General features: G+C 74.9%; 20 protein-coding genes and 1 pseudogene. 12 read left to right on the plus strand and 9 right to left on the minus strand.

Translation table 11 applies throughout. The features are described from left to right. Positions 1 to 297: 297 nt before the first annotated feature. Positions 298 to 2550, plus strand: coding sequence for a chitinase C-terminal domain-containing protein (locus tag IHE55_RS04490; RefSeq protein ID WP_197991779.1), 2253 nt, complete (start codon positions 298 to 300; stop codon positions 2548 to 2550). 132 nt (positions 2551 to 2682) lie between these two features. Here the strand turns inward: IHE55_RS04490 and IHE55_RS04495 are convergent, their stop codons facing one another. Next, positions 2683 to 3324, minus strand: a complete 642-nt coding sequence (locus IHE55_RS04495) for a TetR/AcrR family transcriptional regulator (protein WP_197987830.1) — start codon at positions 3322 to 3324, stop codon at positions 2683 to 2685. A gap of 98 nt (positions 3325 to 3422) precedes the next feature. Here IHE55_RS04495 and IHE55_RS04500 point away from each other — a divergent pair, with 98 nt between their 5' ends. Both IHE55_RS04500 and IHE55_RS04505 read left to right on the plus strand, forming a co-directional pair. Beyond that, entirely contained in the window at positions 3423 to 3881 is a 459-nt protein-coding gene (locus IHE55_RS04500; protein ID WP_197987831.1) for a nuclear transport factor 2 family protein, read from the plus strand. A 543-nt stretch (positions 3882 to 4424) separates the two neighbouring features. Then, positions 4425 to 6437, plus strand: coding sequence for a glycosyltransferase family 2 protein (locus tag IHE55_RS04505; RefSeq protein ID WP_232265449.1), 2013 nt, complete (start codon positions 4425 to 4427; stop codon positions 6435 to 6437). A 138-nt stretch (positions 6438 to 6575) separates the two neighbouring features. Here IHE55_RS04505 and IHE55_RS04510 read toward each other — a convergent pair whose 3' ends face one another. Continuing rightward, positions 6576 to 7625, minus strand: a complete 1050-nt coding sequence (locus IHE55_RS04510) for a glycoside hydrolase family 6 protein (RefSeq protein ID WP_197987832.1) — start codon at positions 7623 to 7625, stop codon at positions 6576 to 6578. A 131-nt stretch (positions 7626 to 7756) separates the two neighbouring features. Here IHE55_RS04510 and IHE55_RS30710 point away from each other — a divergent pair, with 131 nt between their 5' ends. Continuing rightward, positions 7757 to 8203 carry a chaplin gene (locus IHE55_RS30710; protein WP_232265450.1) on the plus strand — a complete coding sequence of 149 codons (447 nt, stop codon included), beginning with the start codon at positions 7757 to 7759 and terminating at the stop codon, positions 8201 to 8203. Positions 8204 to 8583: 380 nt separating this feature from the next. Further along, positions 8584 to 8967, plus strand: coding sequence for a (2Fe-2S) ferredoxin domain-containing protein (locus IHE55_RS04520; protein ID WP_197987833.1), 384 nt, complete (start codon positions 8584 to 8586; stop codon positions 8965 to 8967). Between the two features lie 297 nt (positions 8968 to 9264). On the opposite strand, the pseudogene IHE55_RS04525 reads toward IHE55_RS04520, so the two are convergent. Further along, a pseudogene (locus IHE55_RS04525) lies at positions 9265 to 10921 on the minus strand (FAD-binding dehydrogenase). A gap of 142 nt (positions 10922 to 11063) precedes the next feature. Between IHE55_RS04525 and IHE55_RS04530 the strand changes: the two are divergent. The 3 genes from IHE55_RS04530 to IHE55_RS04540 all read left to right on the plus strand — a co-directional run bounded on the left by IHE55_RS04530 (position 11064) and on the right by IHE55_RS04540 (position 12902). Beyond that, complete coding sequence (locus IHE55_RS04530; RefSeq protein WP_197987834.1) at positions 11064 to 11624, plus strand: NUDIX hydrolase; 561 nt, start codon at positions 11064 to 11066, stop codon at positions 11622 to 11624. A 387-nt stretch (positions 11625 to 12011) separates the two neighbouring features. Further along, positions 12012 to 12449, plus strand: a complete 438-nt coding sequence (locus IHE55_RS04535; protein ID WP_197987835.1) for a YidH family protein — start codon at positions 12012 to 12014, stop codon at positions 12447 to 12449. Positions 12450 to 12590: 141 nt separating this feature from the next. Continuing rightward, positions 12591 to 12902 (plus strand): DUF202 domain-containing protein, encoded by a 312-nt coding sequence (locus tag IHE55_RS04540; protein WP_197987836.1) that lies wholly within the window; start codon positions 12591 to 12593, stop codon positions 12900 to 12902. 16 nt (positions 12903 to 12918) lie between these two features. Here IHE55_RS04540 and IHE55_RS04545 read toward each other — a convergent pair whose 3' ends face one another. Next, positions 12919 to 14433, minus strand: coding sequence for an MFS transporter (locus tag IHE55_RS04545; RefSeq protein ID WP_197987837.1), 1515 nt, complete (start codon positions 14431 to 14433; stop codon positions 12919 to 12921). Positions 14434 to 14589: 156 nt separating this feature from the next. Here IHE55_RS04545 and IHE55_RS04550 point away from each other — a divergent pair, with 156 nt between their 5' ends. The 3 genes from IHE55_RS04550 to IHE55_RS04560 all read left to right on the plus strand — a co-directional run bounded on the left by IHE55_RS04550 (position 14590) and on the right by IHE55_RS04560 (position 17545). After that, positions 14590 to 15033, plus strand: a complete 444-nt coding sequence (locus IHE55_RS04550) for a MarR family winged helix-turn-helix transcriptional regulator (RefSeq protein ID WP_197987838.1) — start codon at positions 14590 to 14592, stop codon at positions 15031 to 15033. Between the two features lie 263 nt (positions 15034 to 15296). Then, positions 15297 to 16325 (plus strand): phosphotransferase family protein, encoded by a 1029-nt coding sequence (locus tag IHE55_RS04555; protein WP_197987839.1) that lies wholly within the window; start codon positions 15297 to 15299, stop codon positions 16323 to 16325. Between the two features lie 5 nt (positions 16326 to 16330). Beyond that, positions 16331 to 17545, plus strand: coding sequence for an acyl-CoA dehydrogenase family protein (locus IHE55_RS04560; RefSeq protein ID WP_197987840.1), 1215 nt, complete (start codon positions 16331 to 16333; stop codon positions 17543 to 17545). Between the two features lie 96 nt (positions 17546 to 17641). Here IHE55_RS04560 and IHE55_RS04565 read toward each other — a convergent pair whose 3' ends face one another. The 4 genes from IHE55_RS04565 to IHE55_RS04580 form a co-directional block, all read right to left on the minus strand. Next, the gene (locus IHE55_RS04565; RefSeq protein ID WP_197987841.1) at positions 17642 to 19183 is read right to left on the minus strand and encodes a DHA2 family efflux MFS transporter permease subunit; all 1542 of its coding nucleotides are present in this window, start codon (positions 19181 to 19183) and stop codon (positions 17642 to 17644) included. A 131-nt stretch (positions 19184 to 19314) separates the two neighbouring features. Beyond that, on the minus strand, positions 19315 to 19803 hold the full coding sequence (locus IHE55_RS04570) for a MarR family winged helix-turn-helix transcriptional regulator (protein ID WP_197987842.1): 489 nt from the start codon (positions 19801 to 19803) through the stop codon (positions 19315 to 19317). A 160-nt stretch (positions 19804 to 19963) separates the two neighbouring features. Next, positions 19964 to 20557: a TetR/AcrR family transcriptional regulator gene (locus IHE55_RS04575; protein WP_197987843.1), complete on the minus strand. Its 594-nt coding sequence runs from the start codon at positions 20555 to 20557 to the stop codon at positions 19964 to 19966. 29 nt (positions 20558 to 20586) lie between these two features. After that, positions 20587 to 22242 carry an AMP-binding protein gene (locus IHE55_RS04580; RefSeq protein ID WP_197987844.1) on the minus strand — a complete coding sequence of 552 codons (1656 nt, stop codon included), beginning with the start codon at positions 22240 to 22242 and terminating at the stop codon, positions 20587 to 20589. A 528-nt stretch (positions 22243 to 22770) separates the two neighbouring features. Here IHE55_RS04580 and IHE55_RS04585 point away from each other — a divergent pair. Then, positions 22771 to 23382: a hypothetical protein gene (locus IHE55_RS04585; protein ID WP_197987845.1), complete on the plus strand. Its 612-nt coding sequence runs from the start codon at positions 22771 to 22773 to the stop codon at positions 23380 to 23382. 489 nt (positions 23383 to 23871) lie between these two features. Here IHE55_RS04585 and soxR read toward each other — a convergent pair whose 3' ends face one another. Beyond that, a complete protein-coding gene (gene soxR, locus IHE55_RS04590; RefSeq protein WP_197987846.1) occupies positions 23872 to 24471 on the minus strand; it encodes a redox-sensitive transcriptional activator SoxR in 600 nt (199 codons plus the stop codon). Between the last annotated feature and the right edge of the window lie 12 nt (positions 24472 to 24483).

Genomic DNA, 24483 nt, shown 5'->3' on the forward strand with positions numbered 1-24483 from the left:
CGCCCCCACCTGCGGAGGCGGCACATCAGTCCCGCCGCCCACGGGAGCCCCAGCTCCCTCACATTGGTCCATACCTATTGACGCAATGGTCTAGTCCTCCTACTGTCTGGGCACGATTTCCGCGCACCGCGCGGGATCTGGCGCAGGGTCGGACACCGCGGTCCGGCGCCGCGCCGGCCCGCTTCCCCCCTCCCCCACGGGTTCACCGTTCACCTCCCAGGAGGCCCCTTCGTGTCGCTCTCCCGCACCAGAACGAGAGCCGCCCTCGCCGCGGTCTCGGCCGCCGTGGCGGGGCTGATGCTCGCCACCCTTCCCGCGACGGCCTCGTCCACCGGGACCCAGGCCACGGACCAGTCCGCGTGCCGCCCCGACGGGCTGTACACCACGCCCGGCGTGGACGTCCCCTACTGCTCGGTCTACGACACCGAGGGCCGCGAGATGATGGGCGCCGACCACCAGCGCCGGGTCATCGGCTACTTCACCGGCTGGCGGACCGGCAAGGACGGCACGCCCGCCTACCTCGCGTCCGACATCCCCTGGGACAAGGTCACCCACATCAACTACGCCTTCGCGCACGTGGACGGGGCCAACAAGCTCTCCGTCGGCGGCGGTGCGGACAACCCGGCCACCGGGATGACCTGGCCCGGCGTGGCGGGTGCCGAGATGGACCCGGCACTGCCCTACAAGGGGCACTTCAACCTGCTGAACAAGTTCAAGAAGCAGCACCCGAACGTCAAGACGCTGATCTCGGTGGGCGGCTGGGCCGAGACCGGCGGCTACTTCGACGACAGCGGCAAGCGGGTGGACTCCGGCGGCTTCTACTCGATGGCCACCAACGCCGACGGCTCGGTCAACCAGGCCGGCATCAACACCTTCGCCGACTCCGCGGTCTCCTTCATCCGGCAGTACGGCTTCAACGGCGTGGACATCGACTACGAGTACCCCACGTCGATGAAGGACGCCGGCAACCCGCTGGACTGGAAGATCGCCAACGCCCGCCGGGCCGGCCTGAACAAGGGCTACGACGCCCTGATGAAGACGCTGCGGGAGAAGCTGGACCGGGCGGGCGCGGCGGACGGCAAGCACTACCTGCTCTCGGTGGCGGCGCCGTCCTCCGGCTACCTGCTGCGCGGCATGGAGACGTACCAGACCACGAAGTACCTGGACTACGTCAACATCATGTCCTACGACCTGCACGGCGCCTGGAACGAGCACGTCGGCCCCAACGCCGCGCTGTACGACGACGGCAAGGACGGCGAGCTGGCCAAGGCGGGCGTCTACACCACCGCCCAGTACGGCGGCATCGGCTACCTCAACGGCGACTGGGCCTACCACTACTTCCGCGGTTCGATGCCCGCCGGGCGGATCAACCTCGGGCTGCCGTACTACACCCGCGGCTGGAAGAACGTCACCGGCGGCACCGACGGCCTGTGGGGCACCGCCAAGGCGTCCATCTGTCCGGCCGGCTCCGGGCTGACCAGTTGCGGTGACGGCGCCGTGGGCATCGACAACCTGTGGCACGACAAGGACGACAACGGCAAGGAGTCGCCGGCCGGCTCCAACCCGATGTGGCACGCCAAGAACCTGGAGAAGGGCGTCGTCGGCGACTACCTGGACGACTACGGGTTCCCGGCCGGCACCAAGCTGACCGGCACCTACACCCGCAAGTACAACTCCACGCTGGTCGCACCGTGGCTGTGGAACGCCGAGAAGAAGGTGTTCCTGTCCACCGAGGACGAGCAGTCGGTGGCGGCCAAGGCCAAGTACGTCGTGGACAAGGGCCTGGGCGGCACCATGGTGTGGGAGCTGGCGGGCGACTACGCGTGGAACGCCGGCAAGGGGCAGTACGAGCCCGGCCAGACGCTGACCACCACCATGTACGAGGCGTTCAAGTCGGCCCCGGCGTACGGCGCCAAGCGCGCCACCACCGACCTCCCGCAGGAGGTCGTGGACGTCGACGTCAGCTTCCGGGAGTTCCCGCTCGGCGACTCCAACTACCCGATCAGCCCCAAGCTGCGCATCACGAACAACAGCGGGGCCACCCTGCCCGGCGGTACGGAGTTCCAGTTCGACTACGCCACCTCCGCGCCCGGCAACGCCAAGGACCAGTCCGGCTGGGGCCTGAAGGTGATCCGCAGCGACCACACGGCCGCGAACAACGTCGGCGGCCTGAAGGGCGACTACCACCGCGTCTCGGTGAAGCTCCCGGCCTGGCAGTCGCTGGCCCCCGGCGCCTCGACGGACATCGACTTCGTCTACTACATGCCGGTGTCCACCCCGTCGAACTGGACGGTGACCACGGGCGGCAAGACCTACGGGCTCGCCGGGGACTTCACCCGGGGCGCCAAGGTCGTCAAGCCGGGTGACGGCGGTGGCACCACCCCGCCCGACCCGGGCACCTGCACCGCTCCGGCCTGGAGCCCGACGGCCGTCTACACCGGCGGTTCCACCGTCTCCTGGTCCAACCACAGCTGGAAGGCGCGCTGGTGGACGCAGGGCGAGCAGCCCGGCAGCGGATCGGGCGTCTGGCAGGACCTCGGGGCCTGCTGACGCACCGCACCACCACCGGAGCCCGGTCGTCCCCACGGGGGGCGGCCGGGCTCCGGCGTGCCCGGCCGGGCCTGCCGGGCTCCGGCGTGCCCAGGCCGGGCCACCCGGTCAGCCGGTCACCCATTCAGCCGGTCAGCCGGTCAGCCGGTCAGCCGGTCGATCGTGGCCGGCCGGCTCCGCGACCGGCCGGTGGTCCGCCGCGGTCGGCGGCGGACCACCGGCCGCCGCGGCGGCGAGCAGGGTACGGGCGGCCTCCTCGGCCTGGCGGGCGGGCTCCGGGCCGCCGCCGACCGCGGCGGCGGTGATGGCCCCCTGCACCAGCAGGAACAGCGGGGCGGCCACGGCGGCGGGCAGCCCCGCCTCGGTGACCAGGTGCTCCAGATACGCCCGGACGGCCCGCTGGTGGGCGCGGGCGGCCTCGGCCACCGGCTCGCTGGTGGCGCCCAGCTCGCCGAAGGAGTTGATGAAGGCGCAGCCGCGGAAGTCCGGTTCCCGGAACCAGACGTCCAGCCGGTCGAAGACCGCCAGCACCCGCCCGGTGCCCGCGGGCCGGCGCTCGACGTGCCGGGCCAGGTCGGCCCGCCAGCGCTCGTCGCGCCGCAACAGATACGCCCTCACCAGCGCCTCCTTGGACGGGAAGAGCTGGTAGAGGCGCTTGAGCGACACCTGGGCGGCGCCGCGGACGGCGTCCATGCCCACGCTCTGCACCCCGCGCCGGTAGAACAGCGCCTCCGCGGCGTCCAGCACCCGTGTGGTCAGTTCCGCCGTCTCCATGTCACCTCTCGCCTCGCCCCGCCTTGCCGGAGAACCATCGTTCTCCTAGGCTACGCGATCAGTGGAGAACGACCGTTCTCCCGATCTGGGGAGGCATCATGACCGAGCGGACCGGCACCGGGACGGCCACCGGGGACGAGGCGGGCATCCGGCCGCCGCTGCCGCCGTTCACCGCGCACACCGCCGAGCAGAAGGTCCGTGCCGCCGAGGCCGCGTGGAACACCCGGGACCCCGAGCGGGTGGCGGCGGCCTACACGGAGGACTCCGAGTGGCGCAACCGCGACGTGTTCCTCACCGGGCGGGCGGCCATCGTGGCGTTCCTGCGCGAGAAGTGGGCCCGGGAACTGGATTACCGGCTGCGCAAGGAGCTGTGGGCGTACGGCGACGACCGGATCGCGGTGCGGTTCGAGTACGAGTGGCACGACGACCGGGGCCGGTGGTTCCGCTCCTACGGCAACGAGAACTGGGAGTTCGCCGCGAACGGGCTGATGGCCCGCCGGTACGCCTCGATCAACGACGTGCCGATCAGCGCGGCGGACCGGCGGATCGCCGGCTGACCGTCCGGCCGGCACGCGGGGCGCGCGACCCGGACGCGGGGGCCGGTCCACGATCGGGGCGCGAGCGGGCTCGCCGCCGGGCCGCGACACCAAGCCGGCGGGTGCGCCGGCGCGCCCCGGGTCGGCCGCGCCCCCCGGAGGGCGCCCGCCCGGACGGTGCCTTCCCGGCGGCTCCGACCGGCCCGGTCGGCGGACGGGGCGCCTGCCGGGGCGGCGGCCGGGCGCCCCTTCCCTCGCCGCCCCGGCGCGCCTGCGGTGCACCCGCCCTCGTACCGGGTGCGGTGCGGGACCGGGCAGGTCGCGGGGGCCGGTACCGCACGGGCGGAGCGCGGACGCAGGGCGGAGCGCGGACGCAGGGCGGAGCGCGGACGCAGGGCGGAGCGCGGACGCCGGAGACCCATAGGACGCGCCATATGACCGCTTTACACATTTATGCCGGTTTGATTGTTACCTTCACATCTTGGGCGATCACCTGATGAATGTCCGCCGTCCGGATGAGCGCCCCGTGAGACCGGACCCCACAGCCTTGCGGGAGTGGCCCAGATGACGTCGCCGAGCTCTGTCAACGAATCGGTCGAGGAGGCCTCGGGGAGAGCCGGGCGCGGCTACGACTACGAGCGCTACAGCCGGCTGGCCGGTCCGCTGACCGAACCGCGACCGGGGCCGGACGGCGTCCACCGGGTGAGGTACCGCAATCTGCTGGCCCAGCAGCCGCACCGGATCCGCGCCACCCTGCTGCTGTGTGCCGCGCCGCTGTGCTCGGCGGTCCTGCTGGTCTGGCTGCTCCAGCCGGAGCACTGGGTGCACCGGGACGGGGTGGCCGGCTGGGAACGGGCCTGCGACGTGGTCATGCTGGTGTCGATCGCGCTCATCGAATCGTTCCGCCTGTTCACCGTCGTCTCCAACGCGCACGCCACCCTGCGGGCGTGCGACCCGGTGCCGGTGACCGCCGAACCGGGCACCCGGGTGGCCTTCCTGACCAGCTTCGTCCCGGGCAAGGAGCCGCTGGAGATGGTCCGGGCCACCCTGGAGGGGGCGATGCGGCTGCGGCACGACGGCGAGCTGGACGTCTGGCTGCTGGACGAGGGGGACGACGACGAGGTCAAGGAACTGTGCGCGCGGCTGGGCGTCCACCACTTCTCCCGCAAGGGGGTGGTGAGGTGGAACCAGCCGAGCGGGCCGTTCCGCGCCCGGACCAAGCACGGCAACTACAACGCCTGGCTGGACGCGCACGGCGACTCGTACGAGTTCATGGCCTGCGTGGACACCGACCACATCCCGCTGCCGAACTTTCTGGAGCGCATGCTCGGTTACTTCCGGGACCCGGATGTGGCGTTCGTGGTGGGACCGCAGGTCTACGGAAATTACGACACGCCGGTCACCAAGGCCGCGGAGAGCCAGCAATTCCTCTTCCACGCCCTCATCCAGCGCGCCGGTAACGCTTATGGCGGAGCGATGTTCGTCGGCACCAACAACGCCGTTCGGGTGGCCGCCATTCGCAGTATCGGCGGACTCTACGACTCCATCACCGAGGACATGGCGACCGGATTCGAGCTCCATCGCCATCGCAATCCGGCGACCGGGCGGAAATGGGTGTCGGTCTACACCCCCGACGTGCTCGCCGTCGGCGAGGGGCCCAGTGCCTGGACGGATTTCTTCACCCAGCAGCTGCGCTGGTCCCGGGGCACCTACGAGACGGTGCTCAAGCAGTTCTGGCGGGGGGCGTGGCAGCTGCCGCCGGGAAAGTTCCTCAATTACGGGCTGATGGTCGCCTACTACCCGATGACCGCGCTGAACTGGGTGCTCTCGGCCGTCTCCTGCATGCTCTTCCTCGTGGTCGGCGCCGCCGGGGTGCACATCTCGCCCGAGGTGTGGCTGATGCTCTACGGCGACGCGGCGGCGCTCCAGATCGGCCTGTACGTGTGGAACCGGCGGCACAACGTCAGTCCGCACGAGCCGGAGGGGTCCTCGGGCGCGGCCGGGATGCTGCTGTCCGCGCTCTCCGCCCCCATCTACGCCAAGTCGCTCGGTGACGCGGTGCTGCGCCGCAAGAGCCGCTTCGTGGTGACGCCCAAGGGCGACTCCGCCAGCCCCGACCGGCTCGCCACGTTCCGCATCCACCTGGTGTGGGCGGTGGTCTTCGGCGGCTCGATCGTCGCCTCGCTGATCATGGACCACACCCACGCGGCGATGCTGGGATGGGCGTCGCTGGCCCTGGTGCTGAGCCTGTGCCCGGTCGCGGTCTGGCACGCCGAACGGCTCCGGACGGCCCGGCCGCGGCCACCGGCCACCCCGGAGCTGCCGCCCGCCCGGGCCGCGGGGGACACCGCCCCGGCCCCGTCCGGGACGCCGCAGGACCGGGCCGGGGCGGTGCAGGACCGGGCGGGCGGGCCGCTCCGGGAGACCGCCGCGGTGGCGACGGCCGCGGACGGCCCGGCGGAGGCGGCAGCCGGACCGGCGGACGGCCCGGCGGACGGGACGGGGCGCGCCCCGCGCCCGGCCGGGCCGGCGGAGGCGGCCGCGGAGACCGGACAGAACCCGGTGTGCACCAGCTGACGGGCCGGATGCGGGCGGCCGGATGCGGCTGCCGGGATGCGAACCCGCCGGGCACGGCGCGTCCCGCCACCGGCCCCGCCGGCGCGGGTCGCCACCGGCGGTCGGCGGACCCCGGTCTCCGGTCCCCGGTGCCGGCGGTCAGCGGGGGCGGCCGCCGGACCGGGCGTCGCTGTTGCGGGCCAGCTCCAGGGCGTACTCCCGCCACCAGGCGCCGGCCGGGGGGCCGCCGTTGCAGGTGCCGTCCGACTCCCCGGGCCGCTTGACCCACAGATACGCGTCCACCAGCGGATCGCCCGTGCGGGTGGTGGGCGGCTCACCCAGCGCGCGGCCGGACGGGTTGCACCAGTGCCCTTCGTGGCCGCCGGTCCCCGGCTTCCCGGCGGCGCCCCGGGCCACCGTCACCGGGCCGTTGCCGTTGCGGCTGGTGTCGATCACGAAGTGCGCGCCGCCCAGCGCCCGGGCGAGCCGGTGCCCGTACCGGCGGGTGGCGGCGGTGGGCTGGAAGTTGGACACGTTGAGCGCGAAGCCGTCGGCGTACCCGACGCCACCGCGGCGCAGCGCCGCCACCAGCGCCCGCACGTCCTGGATCCAGCCGGCGTTCCCGGCGTCCAGGTAGACCCGGGTGGCGGGCAGCCGGGAGAGGGTGAGCACCGCGTCCTTGAGCATCGCCAGCCGTTCGTCGCGCATCGCGGCCGGTACGCACCCGTCCACCACCTGGGCCACCGCGTCCGGTTCCAGCACCACGATCGCCGGCCGGTGGCCGATCCCGGCCGCCAGTTCCCGGATCCACACCCGGTAGTCGTCCGGGCCCCGCGCGCCGCCCGCGGAGTGGTTCCCGCAGTCCCGGTACGGGATGTGGTAGGCGACCAGCACCGGGACCCTGCCGTCCCGGGCGGCGCGGACGGTGACGGCGCGGGCCCGCTCCCGGGGGGCCTGGCCGATCCACTCGGCCACCGGCTCGTCGGCGATCCGGCTCAGCAGCTCCGCGTCGGTGTCCCGGCCCTGCGCCTCGTACCGGCGGACCTCACGGGCGGCCCGGCTTTCCGGATCGACCCACAACGCGTCCCCGGGGCCCGGCGGTTCGGCGCCTCCGGCGGAACAGGCGGCCGGCGGGAGGACGGCCAGCAGAGCGGTGACCACCGTCACCCAGGGCCGCGCCGTGAATTTCCTCTTACCTTTCTGGGCCATTCGAGTCTTCCTCTTCCGGAGAACGGAACTGTCGGCTCCGGCGAATGATGCCATCGGGTGATCATGAGCACCCCGGGTCGTTTCGGCTCGTTGAGTAAATTGCCCCATTCGCAACAGGAAAGGAACTGACGATGAACCGCATTGTCAGGGCCGCGGGTATCACCGCCGCCGGATGCCTGCTCGTCGCCGGTGGTGCCGGAGTCGCCCAGGCGCACGGTGACCACGGCCACCACGGTCAGAAGGGTCACCACAGCCACCAGGGCGGCAACCACGGGAAGTCGCAGGGCAAGTCCCACAAGCAGGGTGGCAAGAAGCAGGGCGGCAAGAAGGAGGAGGGCAAGAAGGAGGGTGGCGGCCACCGCGAGGAAGGTTACGGCGGCCACCGCGAGGAGGGTTACGGCGGTTACGGCGGCGGTTACGGCGCCTACGCCTCGGCCGTGGCCTTCGGCTCCCCCGGTGTGCTGAGCGGGAATGTCGTCCAGGTCCCCATCGACATTCCGCTGAACATCTGCGGCAACAGCATCAACATCCTCGCGGCGTTCAACCCGACGTTCGGGAACGTCTGCATCAACAAGTGAGCTGACCGGCGGTCGCGCCGCCGCGGCTTCCCGGGGTCCGTCCGTCCCGTGCGGCGGACCCCGGTCGCGGCCCGGGCCGCCGGTACCCACCCCGGCGGCCCGGTCGTCCGTCGTCCGCCACCTCCCGGCGCGCCACCGGGCCGGGCCGCCACGCTCCGGCACCGCACCGCTCGCCCTCCTGGTCCCGCCCTCCTGGCACACCCGGGCGCGGCACACCGCGGGGCGGTGGCCGGGGTTGCCCTCCGGCGGCCGGCCGGCCCCCACCGCCCCGGCCGGCGAACAGAACCCGGAGGCGGAACCCCGTCCGGAAGTGGTGCCCGCGCCGGTGTCCGGGGCGGACCCGCCGCCGCAGGCGCCGGGCGGCCCTCTAGGATCGGGCGGTGACCAGCGACTCCTCCACGCCCTGCCGGGTGACCGTGTGCCGCGGCTGCTGCTGCGGCGATCCGCGGAAGATACCCGGCGTCGACCACGCCGGGCAGCTCCCCCGGCTCCGCGCCGCGCTGGGCCGCGCCGCCCAGGTGCGCGCCTCGGACTGCCTGGACGTGTGCGACCAGGCCAATGTGATGGTGGTGCAGCCCTCCGCCGCGGGCCGGGCGGCCGGCGGCCGACCGGTCTGGCTGGGGCTGGTCAACGACGACGAGGCGCTGGCGGACATCGCGGCGTGGATACACGCCGGCGGGCCGGGCCTGGCCGAACCGCCGGGGGTGCTGGACCTGTACGCGTTCACCGTCTCCCGCCGGGTGCGGGCGGCGCTGGAGGACTGACCGGCGCTGGAGGACTGCCCCCGGGCGCGCCACCCCGGGGACGGGCCGGGCCGCCGGAACCGGGCCACCGGCCGGGCCCGCAGGCCGGAGGGCCGGTTCGCCGGGTCACCCACGCCGGGCCGCCGGTTCGCCGGGTCACCCGCGCCGGGCCGCCGGCGGGCGGTACACGCGGCCCCCGTCCGTAGGGGGCCCCGGCCCGCGCCCGTACGAAACCGGTTCGAGCGGCCCCCGTTACGCACCCGCGGCCCCCGACGCGCTCGGCCCCGCCCCCCACTCCCCGGCCCGGGCCTCCCGTGGTCAGCCGACGGCCGCGGCCGCGGCCCGCTCCCGCGGTGCGGCCGGAGAAGATGCACCCGCCGAGGAAGGTGCCCTCCAGCGAGCGGTAGCCGTGCACCCCGCCGCCGCCGAACCCGGCGGCCTCGCCCGCCGCGTAGAGGCCGGGCAGCGGCTCGCCGCCCTCGGTGAGCACCCGGGAGGACAGGTCCGTCTCCAGGCCGCCGAGGGTCTTGCGGGTGAGGATGTGCAGGCGCACGGCGATCAGCGGACCCGCCGACGGGTCGAGGACGCGGTGCGGCGCGGCGGTGCGGATGAGCCGGTCACCCAGGTACCTGCGGGCCCCGCGCACGGCGGTGATCTGGAGGTCCTTGGTGTACGGGTTGCCGATCGCGCGGTCCCGGGCGACGATCTCCCGGTGCAGCCGGTCGGCGTCCACCAGGGCCTCGCCGACCAGCTGGTTCATCCGGCGCACCAGGTCCGGCAGGGTCCGTTCGACGATGAAGTCCTCGCCGCGGTCGAGGAACGCCTGGATCGGCGCGGGGGTGCCGCCACGGGCCCGGCCCAGGACGTCGCGGACGCGCCGGCCGGTGAGGTCGGGGTTCTGCTCCGAGCCGGAGAGGGTGAACTCCTTCTCCACCATCTTCCGGGTGAGCACGAACCAGGTGTGGTCGTGCCCGGTGCCCATGATGTGCTCCAGAGTGCCCAGGGTGTCGAAGCCGGGGAAGAGCGGCACCGGGAGCCGGTTGCCCCGCGCGTCCAGCCACAGCGGGGACGGGCCGGAGAGGATGCGGATGCCGTGCCCGGGCCAGATCGGGTCCCAGTTGCGGACGCCCTCGGTGTAGTGCCACATCCGGTCGCGGTTGATCAGCCGGGCACCCGCGGCCTCGGCGATGCCCAGCATCGCGCCGTCCACGTGCGCCGGCACCCCGCGGACCATGGAGCCCGGCGGGGTGCCCAGTCGCTGCGGCCAGTTGGCGCGGACCAGGTCGAGGTTGCCGCCGATGCCGCCGGAGGTGACGATCACCGCCTGGGCCCGCAGCTGGAAGGCGCCGGTCACCTCCCGGCTGCTGGGGGTGCCCCGGGCGGCGTCGCTGGGTTCCAGGACCTCCCCGCTGACGGTGTCCAGGACGCCGGCGGTACGGGACAGGCCGGTGACCCGGTGCCGGAAGCGCAGCCTGACCCGGCCGGCCGCCACCCCGGCCCGGACCCGCCGGGCGAACGGCGCCACCACGCCCGGCCCGGTGCCCCACGTGATGTGGAAGCGGGGCACCGAGTTGCCGTGCCCGGTGGCCTCGTACCCGCCGCGTTCGGCCCAGCCGACGACCGGGAAGAGCCGCAGCCCCTGGGCGCGCAGCCAGGCCCGCTTCTCGCCGGCCGCGAAGTCCACGTACGCCTCGGCCCAGCGGCGCGGCCAGTGGTCCTCGGGCCGGTCGAAGCCGGCCGTGCCCAGCCAGTCCTGCCAGGCCAGCTCGCGGCTGTCGCGGATGCGCAGCCGGCGCTGCTCGGGCGAGTCCACCAGGAAGAGCCCGCCGAAGGACCAGTGCGCCTGGCCGCCGAGGGACTGTTCGGGCTCCTGGTCGAGGAGGATCACCGACCGTCCCGCCTCGGCGAGTTCGGCGGTGGCGGCGAGTCCCGCGAGCCCCGCCCCGATCACGATCACGTCCGCGTCGTACGCCATGGTTGCCGTCCCCCTGCCGTCCTGCCGGAGCCCCGCCGGGCACCGCACGGTCGTGCGACCGCCGGGTGTGGGGGTGATCCTGCCTACCGGCTGGTAAGGCGTCAACCGTCGTGCGCCGCCGGCCTTCTGCTTGGATGGCCGGATGACACCGGAGCGGCCCCTCGCGGCGGACGAACTGCTGGACATCGTGGACGAGGACGACCGGGTGGTGGGCCGGGCGCCGCGCGGCGAGGCGACGGCGCGCCGGCTGCGGCACCGCTGTGCGTTCGTGCTGGCGCGGGACGGCGCGGGGCGGATCTTCGTGCACCGGCGGACCGCGCGGAAGCTGGTCTTCCCCTCTCGGTACGACATGTTCGTCGGGGGTGTGGTCGGCGCCGGCGAGTCCTACGACCGGGCGGCGCTGCGCGAGGCGGAGGAGGAGCTGGGCGTGTCCGGGCTGCCCGCCCCCGAGCCGCTGTTCCGCTTCCGTTACGAGACACCTGAGCACGCCTGGTGGAGCGCGGTCTACCAGGTGCGCTGCGATCTGCCGGTGAACCCGCAGCGGGAGGAGGTCGCCTGGCACGCCTTCCTCACCCCCGAGGAGCTGGAGCGGCGGCTCACCGGGTGGGAGTGGGTGCCGGACGGCCTGGACGCGTACCGGCGGCTGCTCGCCCTGCACGGCGGTGCCCTGCCGCCGCTGCCCGCCGGGCCCGCGACGGGCTGACCACCGGCCGCGGCGGCCGGTCCGGGGCCGACCGGCGGTCTCCCGCCCCCGGCGTGATCCACCACCGGGGGCCGGCGGTGGCGGCGCGGCGCCGTACGGGCGTCCTCGCGTGGTCCTGCGGCACGGCGCCGGACGGGCGGTCCGGGTGCGGAGGCCGGCTGCCCCGGCGGTCTCCCGCCCCCGGCGTGGTCCACCACCGCGGGCCGACGGTCCCCGGGGCCCGGCGCGGCCCGGTACCGGGGCCGGCGGCGCGGTGCGGCCGTACGGGCGTCCTCGCGTGGTCCTGCGGCACGGCGCCGGACGGGCGGTCCCGCGCCGGTGCGGTGCGTGCGGGCAGACGGGGGTACGGCGCGTCGTGCGCCGGGGGTGGTGAGTAGGCTCGTGATCATGTCCCCTCCCCTCCGGTCCGCCGCCGGCACCGTCCGGGGCCGGCTGGCCTCGGCCGCCGGCCAGGTGCGGCTGTGGTTCGCGCCCGCCCGGGTCCGGGCGGAGGGGGACACCCCCGACTACCGCTTCTCGCTCGCCAACGAACGCACCTTCCTCGCCTGGCTGCGCACCGCCCTGGCGCTGGTGGGCGGCGGGTTCGCGGTGGACCAGTTCCTGCCGGACACCGACCGTCCGCTGCGCCTGACGATGGCGCTGGTGCTGCTGGCGGGCGGCGCGCTGTGCGCGGTCCGGGCGGTCAACCACTGGGTGCGCTGCGAACGGGCGATGCGGCGCGGGGAGGACCTGCCCGCCTCCCGGTTCCCGGCGGCGCTGGCCGTGGCGGTCGGGCTGCTGGCGCTGGTGATGGTGGTGGTCGAGGCCGCCGGCTGGGCCCGTTGACGGCCGCCCCGGGCAGCCCCGGCGGCCGGCCGGGCGGCCGCCGGTCCGGGTGCGGCGTGCCCCGCCGGCCGTCCCGGGGCGCCCCGCCGGACCGTCGCCGTCCGGGCCCCTGCCCCGCCCGGACCTGCCGGGGGCGGAGCCGTGGCTGAGGCCGGCCGGGACCCGGGGCTCCAGCCGGAGCGGACCCGGCTGGCGTGGCGGCGCACCACGCTCACCTGCGCGGTGGTCGGGGTGCTCGGGCTGCGCCAGGCGCTGCGGGACGGGCCCGGGGCCGGCGCCCTGGCGGCGGTGGTGCTGATCGTGCTGGTGTGGCTGGTCTTCCTCGGGGTGGCGCACCGCCGGATGCGCCACCTGGCCGTACCGCTCCCGGCCGTACTGGGCGTGCGGTCGGCCGGGGTGGCGGCGGCGTGCGCCGTGGCGCTGGTGGTGTGCGGAGTGGCGGTTCTGATGTGACCCGCGGGGCCGGCGCTCAGCCGGCGGTGCCGGCGGCGGCGGGCTTGTCGGCCGGGACGGGGGCGGGGGCGGGGGCCGCCGCGCGTACCGTGCTCGCCATGCCGATCCTCCGCAGGCCCGCCCCGGCCACCACGGCGGCGAGCGCGAACGCGGCGGCGGCCAGCAGGAAGCTGAGGGTGAACCGGGACTCGGCGGGCAGCTCCGGGGCGCCGGCCGGCAGGTTCGCGGCGCTCTTCGAGGCCAGCACGGTGGTGACCACCGCGCTGCCGATCGCGGAACCGGTGGAGCGGGCGATGGAGTTGATGCCGTTGGCGATCCCCGTCTGGTGGAGCGGGACGCTGCCGACGACGACCGCCGGCAGGGAGGCGTACCCCAGGCTCACGGCCGCGCCGACCAGCAGGCCGGCTCCGATGACCGAGGCGGCGTGCCGGTGGTCCAGGGCCATCCAGCCGAAGCCTGCGGCGCCGATCACACCGGCCAGGACCAGGACCGGCCGGGGGCCCCACCGGTGCACCAGCTGCCCGCCGAGGGGCGCGGACAGCAGCGAGACCACCGTGCTGGGCAGCAGGAACTGCACCGAGGCGCGCAGCACCGAGGCGTCGAAACCGTAGCCCAGCAGGTCGGAGGGCATCTGCGCCAGCGAGGAGACGCCGATGAACAGGGCGAACATCCCGAAGCCGACCAGCAGGCCGGTGATGTTGGCGAAGAGCACCGGGGGGTGGACGAACATCCGCATGTCCACCAGGGGTTCGCGCACCTTCCGCTCCACCTGCACCCAGACGGCGGCGAACACCACCGCTCCGGCGAAGCTGCCCAGGGTCCGGCCGCTGGTCCAGCCCCACTCGTTCCCCTGGGTGATCGGGAGCAGCAGCAGGACCAGGGTGGCGGCGAGGGTGAGCGCGCCCAGGACGTCGGTGCGTCCGCCGGGGGCGTGCCGGCCGGACGGGACCAGCACCACCACGGCGAGCAGCGCGGCCACGGCGAGCCCGGTGGCGAGCCAGAAGGCGGTGCGGTAGTCCGGGTCGTCGCCCTGGGTGAGCAGGCCGACGCTGACCATGGCGAGGCCGGTGCCGAACGCCAGCGTGCCGCTGACCAGGGCCATCGCACCGGGGAGGCGGGCGGGGCGGATCTCGTCGCGGAGCACCGAGAGCGCCAGCGGGAAGATCGCGGTGGCGGCTCCCTGGAGCACCCGGCCGACGATCAGCCAGGCCAGCGAGTGGGCGGTGGCGGCCAGCAGCGAGCCGGCCACCATGACCAGCAGCATGCCGACCAGGGTGGGCTTCTTGCCGTGCTGGTCGCCGAAGCGGCCGAGCAGCGGGGTGAACACGGCGGCGGACAGCAGGGTGGCGGTGGTGACCCAGCTGACCTCGGCCGCGGTGGCGTCCAGGTCGTCCTGCATGAGGCCGAGGATCGGCACCACCAGGGTCTGCATCATCGACACCACCATGGTGGCGAGGCTCAGCGCGACGATGACGACCGTCTCGTCGCGGCGGCTCCCGGCCGGTCGGGCGGCGGGGCTGGTTCGGCTCATGGAGAGGTCCTCCGGCAGGGCGGCGTGGCGGCCCCCTGCCTCACTCGGTTAATTTGTTTGAGAAACTCAAGCAATCGGGAAAGAAGGTAGACCTCGAAGATTGAGATGGTCAAGTTGTTGTTTGAACGGCTGGAGCACCCTGCGTAAAGTCGCCGCATGAGCGCCGGCCCGTGGCACCCGCCCAGCAAACTCGACCTCCTGGAGCTCCTCGCCGCGATCGGCACCGCCCAGTGGCGCGACTTCACCGCCACCGCGGCGCGCCACGGTCTCACCGCGACCCAGGCCAAGGTGCTCGCCCAGCTCGGCGGCGGCCCGCTGCCGATGCGCGGCCTCGCCGACCGGCTGGTGTGCGACGCCTCCAACATCACCGGCGTCGTGGACCGGTTGGAGGAGCGCGGCCTGGTGCGCCGCGAGCCGTCCACCACCGACCGTCGGGTGAAGCACGTGGTGACCACCGAGGAGGGACGCCGGACGATCCGTCAGGTGCGCGAGGAGATGGCGGTCAGCCGGAACGCCCTGGACGCCCTGGACGACGAGGAGCGCGCCACCCTCCACGCGCTGCTGAGCCGGCTGCGGCCGGCCGCGGAGCGCCGCACCTGACCCTCCCCCGGGCACGGAGCCGGGCCCCGGGATCCGACGGCACACCGGCGGGTGACACGGCGGCACACCCGGGGCGGCACGGCGGGCACGGCGGCACACCGGCAGGTCGCCCCCGGTCGGCCCCGGCGCCCCTCGCCCCGCGCGGGCCGCACACCCGGGGCAGCGGCCCGCGCGCCCGGGACGGTGGCCCTCTGGACGCACATACCGACTGGTCGGCATGATGTCCCGAGCCGTCCGCCCGACCTGGTGAGGAAGAACTCTCGATGAACCACGACAATCCCCCGGGACTCGACCTGGTGAGCCTGCGCTCCCATCTGGAGCGTGCGCGCCCCGGGCTGGTGGACGGACCGCTGGACGCCGAGCTGATCGAGGGCGGCCGGTCGAACCTGACCTACCGGGTGACCGACGGCACCGGCCGCTGGGTGGTCCGCCGGCCGCCGCTGGGGCACGTCCTGGCGACCGCCCACGACATGGCCCGCGAGCACCGGGTGATCAGCGCCCTGCACCCCACCCCGGTCCCGGTGCCCGAACCGCTGCTGCTGTGCGAGGACACCTCCGTCCTCGGCGCCCCGTTCTACGTCATGGAGTACGTCGAGGGCACCCCGTACCGCACCGCCGCGCAGCTGGGCGGGCTCGGCCCGGAGCGCACCCGCGGCGTGCTGCTGGGCCTGGTGGACACCCTGGTGGAGCTGCACGCGGTGGACCCGGCCGCCACCGGGCTGGACGGGTTCGGCCGGCCGGAGGGCTTCCTCGAACGCCAGCTGCGCCGCTGGGGCAAGCAGCTGGCCGCCTCGCGCAGCCGCGAGCTGCCCGGGATCGAGGAGCTGCACCGGGCGCTGGGCGCCGGGCTACCCGGCCCGGCCGGCCGGCCGGCCGCGGTGGTGCACGGCGACTACCGGCTCGACAACGTCCTGGTGGGCGAGGACGACCGGATCAGGGCAATTCTCGACTGGGAGATGTCCACCCTGGGCGACCCGCTGACCGATCTGGGTCTGCTGGTGATGTACAGCACGCCGCTCGACGTCCCCGGCTCCCCGGTGGGGACCACCGCCGGGGCGCCCGGTCACCCCGACCCGGCCGAACTCGTCGAACGGTACGCCACCGGTTCCGGCCGCGACGTGGCGGACATCGCGTGGTACACCGCCTTCGCGTGGTTCAAGCTCGCGGTGATCCTCGAAGGCATCCACTACCGCTACACCCTGGGGCAGACCGTCGGAGCCGGTTTCGACCGCATCGGCGCGCTGGTCCCGGTCTTCATCGACCACGGCCTGACCACCCTTCAGGAGCGCTGAGAGCCATGGACTTCGCCTTCGACGCCCGTACCGAGGAGCTCCGCGGCCGGCTGCTCGCCTTCATGGACGAGTACGTCCACCCGGCGGAGGAGGTCGCCGAACGGCAGCGGGCCGCCCTGCCCTCCCCGTGGCACACGCCGCCGGTGGTGGAGGAGCTGAAGGCCGCCGCCCGCGCCCGGGGCCTGTGGAACCTCTTCATGCCGGGGGACGAGTACGGGGCCGGGCTGACGAACCTCCAGTACGCCCCGCTGGCGGAGATCACCGGGCGCAGCCCGCAGCTCGCCCCGACCGCCCTGAACTGCGCGGCACCCGACACCGGGAACATGGAGCTGCTGGCCCAGTTCGGCTCCGGGCGGCAGCGCGCGCGGTGGCTGGAGCCGCTGCTGGCCGGGGAGATCCGGTCGGCGTTCGCGATGACCGAGCCGGACGTGGCCTCCTCCGACGCCACCAATGTGCAGACCCGGATCGAGCGCGACGGCGACTCGTACGTGATCACCGGCCGCAAGTGGTACATCTCCGGGGCGATGAACCCGGCGTGCGAGATCTTCATCGTCATGGGCAAGACCGACCCCGGCGCCGAGGACGTGCGGCGCCAGCAGTCGATGGTGCTGGTGCCCCGCGACACCCCCGGGGTGGAGGTGCGCCGCGCGATGAAGGTCTACGGGTACGAGGACCATTACCACGGCGGGCACGCGGAGATCGTCTTCGACCGGGTGCGGGTGCCGGTGGAGAACCTCATCGGCGAGGAGGGTGGCGGCTTCGCCATCGCCCAGGCCCGGCTGGGTCCCGGCCGCATCCACCACTGCATGCGGTTGATCGGGATGGCCGAGCGGGCGATCGAGCTGATGTGCCGCCGGGCCGCCTCGCGGACCGCGTTCGGCCGGCCGCTGGCGGCGCAGGGCGTGGTCCAGGAGTGGATCGCCGACGCCCGGGTCGCGGTGGAGCAGCTGCGGCTGCTGGTGCTGAAGACGGCCTGGCTGATGGACACCGCCGGCAACCGCGCGGCGCACACCGAGATCCAGGCGATCAAGATCGCCACGCCGCGGACCGTGGTGGAGATCCTGGACCGGGCGGTGCAGCTGCACGGCGCGGGCGGCGTCGGCCAGGACTTCCCGCTCGCCGAGCTGTGGGCGGCGGCCCGGACCCTGCGGCTGGCGGACGGTCCGGACGAGGTGCACCAGCGGTCGCTGGCCCGCCGGGAGCTGAGGCGCCACCTCTGACCGGTGTGCCGGAGGTCCGGCGCGGCGGCCGGCGGCCCGTACCGGGTACCGCCGGCGCCCCGCCGCTCCTCGGGGAGCCGGCGGGGGCACCGGCGGTCAGTGGAGCGTGACCGGGGCGGCGTCCGTCGGCCCGGACCCGCGGCGGGCGGGGCGGCGCGGCAGGGTCAGCGCCAAGAGGAAGGCGACGACCAGCAGCCCGGTGCCGACCGTGAAGGCGAGCCGGTGACCCTCGGTCAGGGCTTCGGCCGGGCCGGCGCCGCCGCCGAGGGATTCCTCGGTGCGGGCGGCGGCCAGGGTGGTGAGGACCGCGACGCCCAGTGCGCTGCCGATCTGCTGGGTGGTGTTGAACAGCCCGGAGGCGAGCCCGGCGTCCTCCTCGCCCGCCCCGGACATGCCCAGCGCGGTCAGTGCGGGGAGGGCGAGGCCGAATCCGGCGGCGAGCAGCATCACCGGCAGCAGGTCGGTGACGTAGTCGGCGCGGACCGGGAGCCGGGTGAGCAGCGCGAGGAGCCCGGTGAGGAGCATGAGGCCGGCGAGCAGGACGGCGCGCTCGCCGAAGCGGGCGATCAGCGGGGTGGCGACGCCGAGCGCGGTGACCCCGATCACCACGGCGGCCGGGAGCATCGCCAGTCCGGTTTCGGCGGCCCCGTGGCCCAGGACCTTCTGGAGGTGGAGGGCGAGCAGCACCTGGAAGGCGAAGAGCGCGGCCACCATGAGCATCTGGACCAGGTTGGCGCCGCCGACGCTCCAGGACCGCAGCACGCGCAGCGGCATCAGGGGCGTCCGCGCGGTGGCCTGACGGACGGTGAAGGCGGCGATCAGCGCGACGGCGAGTGCGCCGAGACCCAGGGTGTGCGCCGAGGCCCAGCCGTGCTCCTCGGCGCGGACCACGGCGTAGATGCCGGTCATCAGGCCCGCGGTGACCAGCAGCGCGCCCAGGGCGTCCGCCCCGGCCCGCAGGCCCAGGCCGCGGTCGGCCGGGATCAGGGGCGCGGCCAGGACGAGGACGGCGAGGCCGATCGGCACGTTGATGAAGAAGATCCAGTGCCAGTCGAGGCCATCGGTCAGCACGCCGCCGAGCACCTGTCCCAGGGACGCCCCGGCCGCGCCGGTGAAGCTGAAGACGGCAATGGCCCTGGCGCGTTCCCGGCCGTCGGTGAAGAGGGTGAAGAGGATGCCGAGGCTGACGGCCGACGCCAGGGCGCTGCCGACGCCCTGCAGCAGCCGGGCCGCGAGGAGCATCCCGGGACCGGTGGCGACGCCGGCCAGCAGGGAGGCGAGGGTGAACACGGCGGTTCCGGCGACGAAGAGCCGCTTGCGGCCGACCAGGTCGCCGAGCCGCCCGGCGAGCAGCAGCAGGCTGCCGAAGGCGATGAGGTAGGCGTTGACCACCCAGCTCAGCCCGGCGGGGGTGAAGCCCAGGTCGCGCTGGATGGCGGGCATCGCGACGGTGACGATGCTGCCGTCCAGGATGACCATGAGGGTGGTGGCGGCGAGCACCCCGAGGGCCGCCCAGCGCGACCGCGGCGCGGGTCCGGTGGGGCCGCCCGCGGCGGCGGGGACGGCGAGGGCAGCACCGGTCGACCGGTCACCGGTGGCGGCCGCGGCGGTGGTCGGGGAAGGCGGACTGGCGGGCATCTGGATCTCTCCTGTCCCCCGGAAGGGTGAGACGGCAGGACGGCAAGGACGGCAGGGCGGCAGGACACCGCCAGGAGAGACCGTAGCAGATAGTTCCGTTGCAGATTTTCTTTATCGGACCTGGATGGGTGTCAGGCCCGCCGCTGCCGCGCCCGCCGCGCCGGCCGCGGACTCTCCACCGGGGTCGCCAGCTCGCCCCGGACCAGGCCGGTCAGGGCGCGCAGCAGCACCTCCCGGTCGGCGTCGGGCAGTGAGGCGAGCACCTCCCGGTGGACGGAATCGACGATCTCCTGGCTCCGCCCGGCCGTCCGGGCCCCCTCCTCGGTCACCGCGATGATCCGGGCCCGGCGGTCCGTGCTGGAGGGCCTGCGCTCGGCGAGACCCGCCTCCTCCAGGGCGTCCACCGTCACCACCATGGTGGTCTTGTCCATGTCCCCGATCTCGGCGAGCTGGGCCTGGGTGCGCTCCTCCTGGAGGGCGTGGACCAGGACGCAGTGCATCCGGGGGGTCAGGCCGATGGCGCCGAGCGCCGCGGCCATCCGGGTGCGCAGCACATGGCTGGTGTGGTCGAGCAGGAAGGAGAGGTCGGGCTGGGTGCGGGCGGGCGCCATGGCGGTCATGGCCCCATGCTAACGATTCGATCTGTTGCGGATGGTCCGGAAAGAACCTGGTCTCCGTCCGGTACGGGCCCCACCGCCCGCACCGTCGGTGCCCCGGCCGCACCCACGGGGCGGAAGCCGTCCGGGCCGCACGGGCGGGCGCCGTCCGGGCCGCGCCGGCTCAGGGGCGCAGCGCGCGCAGCAGCAGGTCGGCGAGGTGGTCGGCGACCTGCTGCGGGCTGAGCGGCCCGTCGGGGCGGTACCAGGTGCCGAGGTGGTGGACCGAGCCGAAGTGGTAGTCCACCACCAGGTCGGCGGGGGTGGCGGTGCTGAACACCCCGGTGCGCTGCCCCTCCTCGATCAGCTCCCGGAACCGCTCGTGGTAGCGGCGCCGCTCGGCCCGCACCTGCCGGTGCTTCTCCGGGCCGAGGTGGTGCATGGAGCGGAAGAAGATGGTGGCGTCGTCGAGGTTCTCGATGGTGGTGACGACCACGTCGGCGGCGGCGCCGCGCAGCCGCTCCGCCACCGGGGCGTCGGCGCCGGCGAACGCGTCCAGCCGCTCCTGCTGGAGCCGGAGCACCCGCCCGTAGATCTCGTGCAGCAGATCGTCCTTGGAACCGAAGTAGTGGTAGAGCGCGCCCTTGGTGACGCCGGCGGCCTCCACGATCTCCTGGACCGAGGTCCGGTCGTAGCCCTGCTCCGCGAAGAGGCGGGTGGCCGCCGCGAGGAGCCGCTGCGGCACCGGCCTCGGGTCGCCCTCCGTCGTTCCGGCCATCGCCGCCACCTGCCCTTCGTTCCGTGCCGTCACCCGCGGGAACGCAGTTCCCGCCGCAGGATCTTCCCACTGGTCGTCTTCGGCAGCTCCGGGAGGACGTCCACCCGGCGCGGGTACTTGTACGCCGCCAGCCGCTCCCGGCAGTACCCGATCAGCTCCTCGGGAGCGGCCGTGGCCCCGGGCCGCAGGCTCACGTAGGCCCGGACCGTCTCCCCCCGGTACGGGTCGGGGACGCCGACCACCGCCGCCTCGCGGACCGCCGGGTGGGTGTACAGCACGTCCTCCACCTCCCGCGGCCACACCTTGAACCCGGAGGCGTTGATCACGTCCTTCTTCCGGTCCACCACGTACAGCCAGCCGTCCGGGTCCATGAAGCCGATGTCGCCGGTGCGCAGTTCGCCCCCGGGGAGGGTCAGCGCCGTCTCCCGCGGCCGCCGCCAGTAGCCGGGGACCACCATGGGGCCGCGGACCGCGATCTCCCCCGGCTCGCCGAACGGCACCTCCGCCCCCGCCTCGTCCAGGATGCGCACCACCGTGTCCGGCCCGGGCACGCCCACCGCCAGGGTGCCGGAGACCGGGTCCACCGGGGCCCGGGCGCCGGGCGGCACGCTGGCGCACGGCGCCGAGCACTCGGTGAGCCCGTAGCCGCCGAGCAGCCGGTGCCCGGTCTCCGCGTGGAAGCGGTCCACCAGGGCCGGGGGCAGCGGGGCGCCGCCGGAGGAGATGACGCGGAACGACGCGAAGTGGTCCCGGGTGACGCCCGGGTGGGACAGCAGCGCCACGAAGGCGGTGGGCGGCCCGACGGTGTACGCGGGCCGGTGCTCGGCGAACGCGTCGAGCACCACGCCGGGCTCGAACCGGTGCGCGAGGGCGAGCGTGCCGGCCGCCGCGAAGCAGGCGGACAGCTCGCAGACCATGCCGGTGATGTGGAACAGCGGGGCGAGCGCGAAGTAGACCGAGCCGGGCGGCAGCCGGTGGCTGCGGCGCTGCCGCTCCGCGTTGTAGCAGAGGTTGCCGTGGGTGTTGACCGCGCCCTTGGGCGGCCCGCCGGTGCCCGAGGTGTAGCTGATCAGGGCGGCGTCCCCGGCCCGGGGCGGGGCCAGGGCCGGGGGCACCGCCGGGCCGCGGGCGGCCGCGAGGAGGTCCCGCGCTCCCGGTTCCGGCCGTCGCCCCGGTTCCGGCGGGGTGAGGACGCGGGGGTCGTTCCTGGTCTGGAAGTCGCCGTCCCGGGCCGTGCGGACCAGCCGGACCGGTGTGCCGGCCACCGCCTCGTGCAGCGGGCCGCGCCAGGCGTGGTCCGCGCAGACCAGGGCGGTGGCTTCGGCGTCGCGCAGCAGCCGCGCCAGTTCGTCCGCCTTGTACATCGGGTTGACCGGCACCACCACCCCGCCCGCCTTCCAGGCGCCCAGCAGGGCGAGCACGAAGTGCGGGGTGTTCTGGAGCATCATGGCGAGCCGGTCGCCGGGCCGGAAGCCGTGCCCGGCGAGGTCGCCGGCCACCGCGTCGCTGAGGGCGTCCAGCTCGGCGTACCGCAGGCGGCCGTCGAAGTAGGCGACCGCGGTGCGGTCCGGTGCCGCCCGGACCGCGTCCCGGAACGCCTGGAGCACGCTGGGCCGGGCCCGTACCGGCGCCCGGCCGGCCTCACCGAGCCGGGCCAGCCACGGCCTGTCCTGGTACGACGTCATCTCCGCTCCTCCTCGCGCGTCGGCGCCACGGTACAGGCCGAGCCCGCCGCCGGCCGCGGCGGGGCCGGTGCCGGGCGGCGGGGTGGCCGGGGCCGCGGGCGGGCGTCCGGCCCGGGCTCGGGGCACCGGGACCTGCACCGCGACCAGTTACGGGACCTGGACCGCCAGCGGGGTCAGGGCCGGCGGCGCCCTCGGCATCGGCACCGGTGCCGGCGCCGGCACGGTCACCGAAGGACGCGGGGCCGGTGCCGCTTTCCGGTCGTTCCGCCCGGCCGGAACCACCGTCCGGTTCCGCCGCCCGGCCCGCGCGGCACGGCGCGAGCGCTCGTCCCGCGCGCCCGGCGCGTACGGCCGGAACACCCCCCGCCGGGGGCCGGCCGGGTCGTGTGGCCGGGCGCCGGCGGGGTACGCGCCTCCCATCGGCCCGGCCGGAATCGCCCCGGCCGCAGAAGCTCAGGGGATCCTTTCGGCGGCGCGATACGTCCAACCGGGAAGAAGTCGAGTCCGCACCAGCGGAGGTGGGATGCAGTGGCCGGTTTCAGAGCGCTCGCACGCGAGGTGCGCAATCCACACAGACACATCGCCGCCCGGCGTAGCTCACTGCGCAAATGCCTGGAGAGGTTCGCACCCTACGGACACCGGGCGACCTGGCACCATCTGTGCGCCCGGGCCGGGTTCGCCCCGGAGGACCGGGCGCCCGACCCGGCGCTGCTGATCCGGGCGCTGGAGGAGCTGGAGGAGGCGCGCGACGTCTGGCTCGGCTACGAGGCCGAGTTCGCCGAACGCCGCCGGGCGGAGAAGCACCTGGGCATCCGTCAGCCGAACGCCGTGGAGGAGTGGCACGTCCGCACCTGGGGCGGGTGCGACATCGTCCCCTGCGAGAGCCCCACGGAGCATCCGCGGGCCCGGCTGGCGGCCGTGCTGCGGCGGATGATCCGGGCGATGGAGTCGGGGCCGCGCGGCTGCTGCCCGGTCTGCGCCGAGGAGCACATCGTGTGGCGGCAGGACCTGACGCACCGGCCGGGGTCGGGCCCGGTGTGCACCGGATGCGGCATCGTGGTGCCGGTCGCCCTGCTCACTCCCGGCGCGCTGGACGGGGCGCGGCGCGCCGCCTTCGAGAGCCGGCTCGCCGGCGTCTGACCGGCGCGCGCCTCTTCGCGTACCGGCGCGCGCCTCCTCGCGTACCGGCGTGGGCCGTACAGGACACGGCCGAGCGTGCCGCGGGCAGGGCGTGCCGCTCTGCGGTGCCCGGCCCCGCGGAGGTCCGGCGGACGGCCCTGACCGGCGCCCCGGCGGTTCCGCGCGCCTCGCCGCTTCCGGGTGGCCGGCGGGCCGGTGGATCTCCCGGTGCCGTACGGCCCCCGGAGCCCGGGCCGTACCGGAACGGCCGGTGGGCGGGCCGGTGCTCTCCCGGGCGCGCACCCCGGCACCCCGCCGTTCCGGAGGCGGCGCGGCCGACGGCCGGGGCCGCCGCGGGCCTCCGGCTCGCGCGGGCGTCCGGACACCGGCGCGCGGGGGCGTCCACGCCCGTACGGTGGGGCCCCGTACCGGCGTGTGTGCCGTACGGGACACGGCGGCGCGGGCCGCGGTCGTCCGGCCGCGAACAGCGGTCACGCCGGGACGGACGGGTCAGCACTCCTCCGGGTCGCACCCCGGCGCGCAGGGGACGGCCTCCGGCCCGGCCATGGCCGGGCGCCCGGCACCGGCGGCGGACGGGGTCCGCGGGACGTCGGCGGCCGGCGCCGCCGCCGTGCGCGGCCGGCCGGGGCCACCGCCGTCCACCCGCAGCCGCCGGGCCCCCGACCCGCCCGCACCCAGCTGGTCGTACGGGTTGGACAGCGCGCACCGGTCCAGGGACAGGCATCCGCAGCCGATGCAGTCGGAGAGCCGGTCCCGCAGCTCGACGAGGTGCTGGATGCGCTCGTCGAGGTCGGCCCGCCACCGTTCGGACAGGCGCGCCCAGTCCTCGCGGTCGGGGGTGCGCTCCTCGGGCAGCGAGGCGAGCGCCTCCCGCACGGCGGCGAGCGGGATGCCCACCCGCTGGGCGGCGCGGATGAAGCTGACCCGGCGCAGCGCGTCACGGCCGTACCGGCGCTGGTTCCCCGCCGTCCGGCGGCTGCTGATGAGTCCCTTGGCCTCGTAGAAGCGCAGCGCGGAGACGGCGGCCCCGCTGCGCGCGGACAGCTGTCCGACGGTCAGTTCCTTGATGCGGAGCGGTATCTGCGGCACGACGAGAACCCT

Source organism: Streptomyces pactum (genome assembly GCF_016031615.1).
GTDB lineage: Bacteria > Actinomycetota > Actinomycetes > Streptomycetales > Streptomycetaceae > Streptomyces > Streptomyces pactus.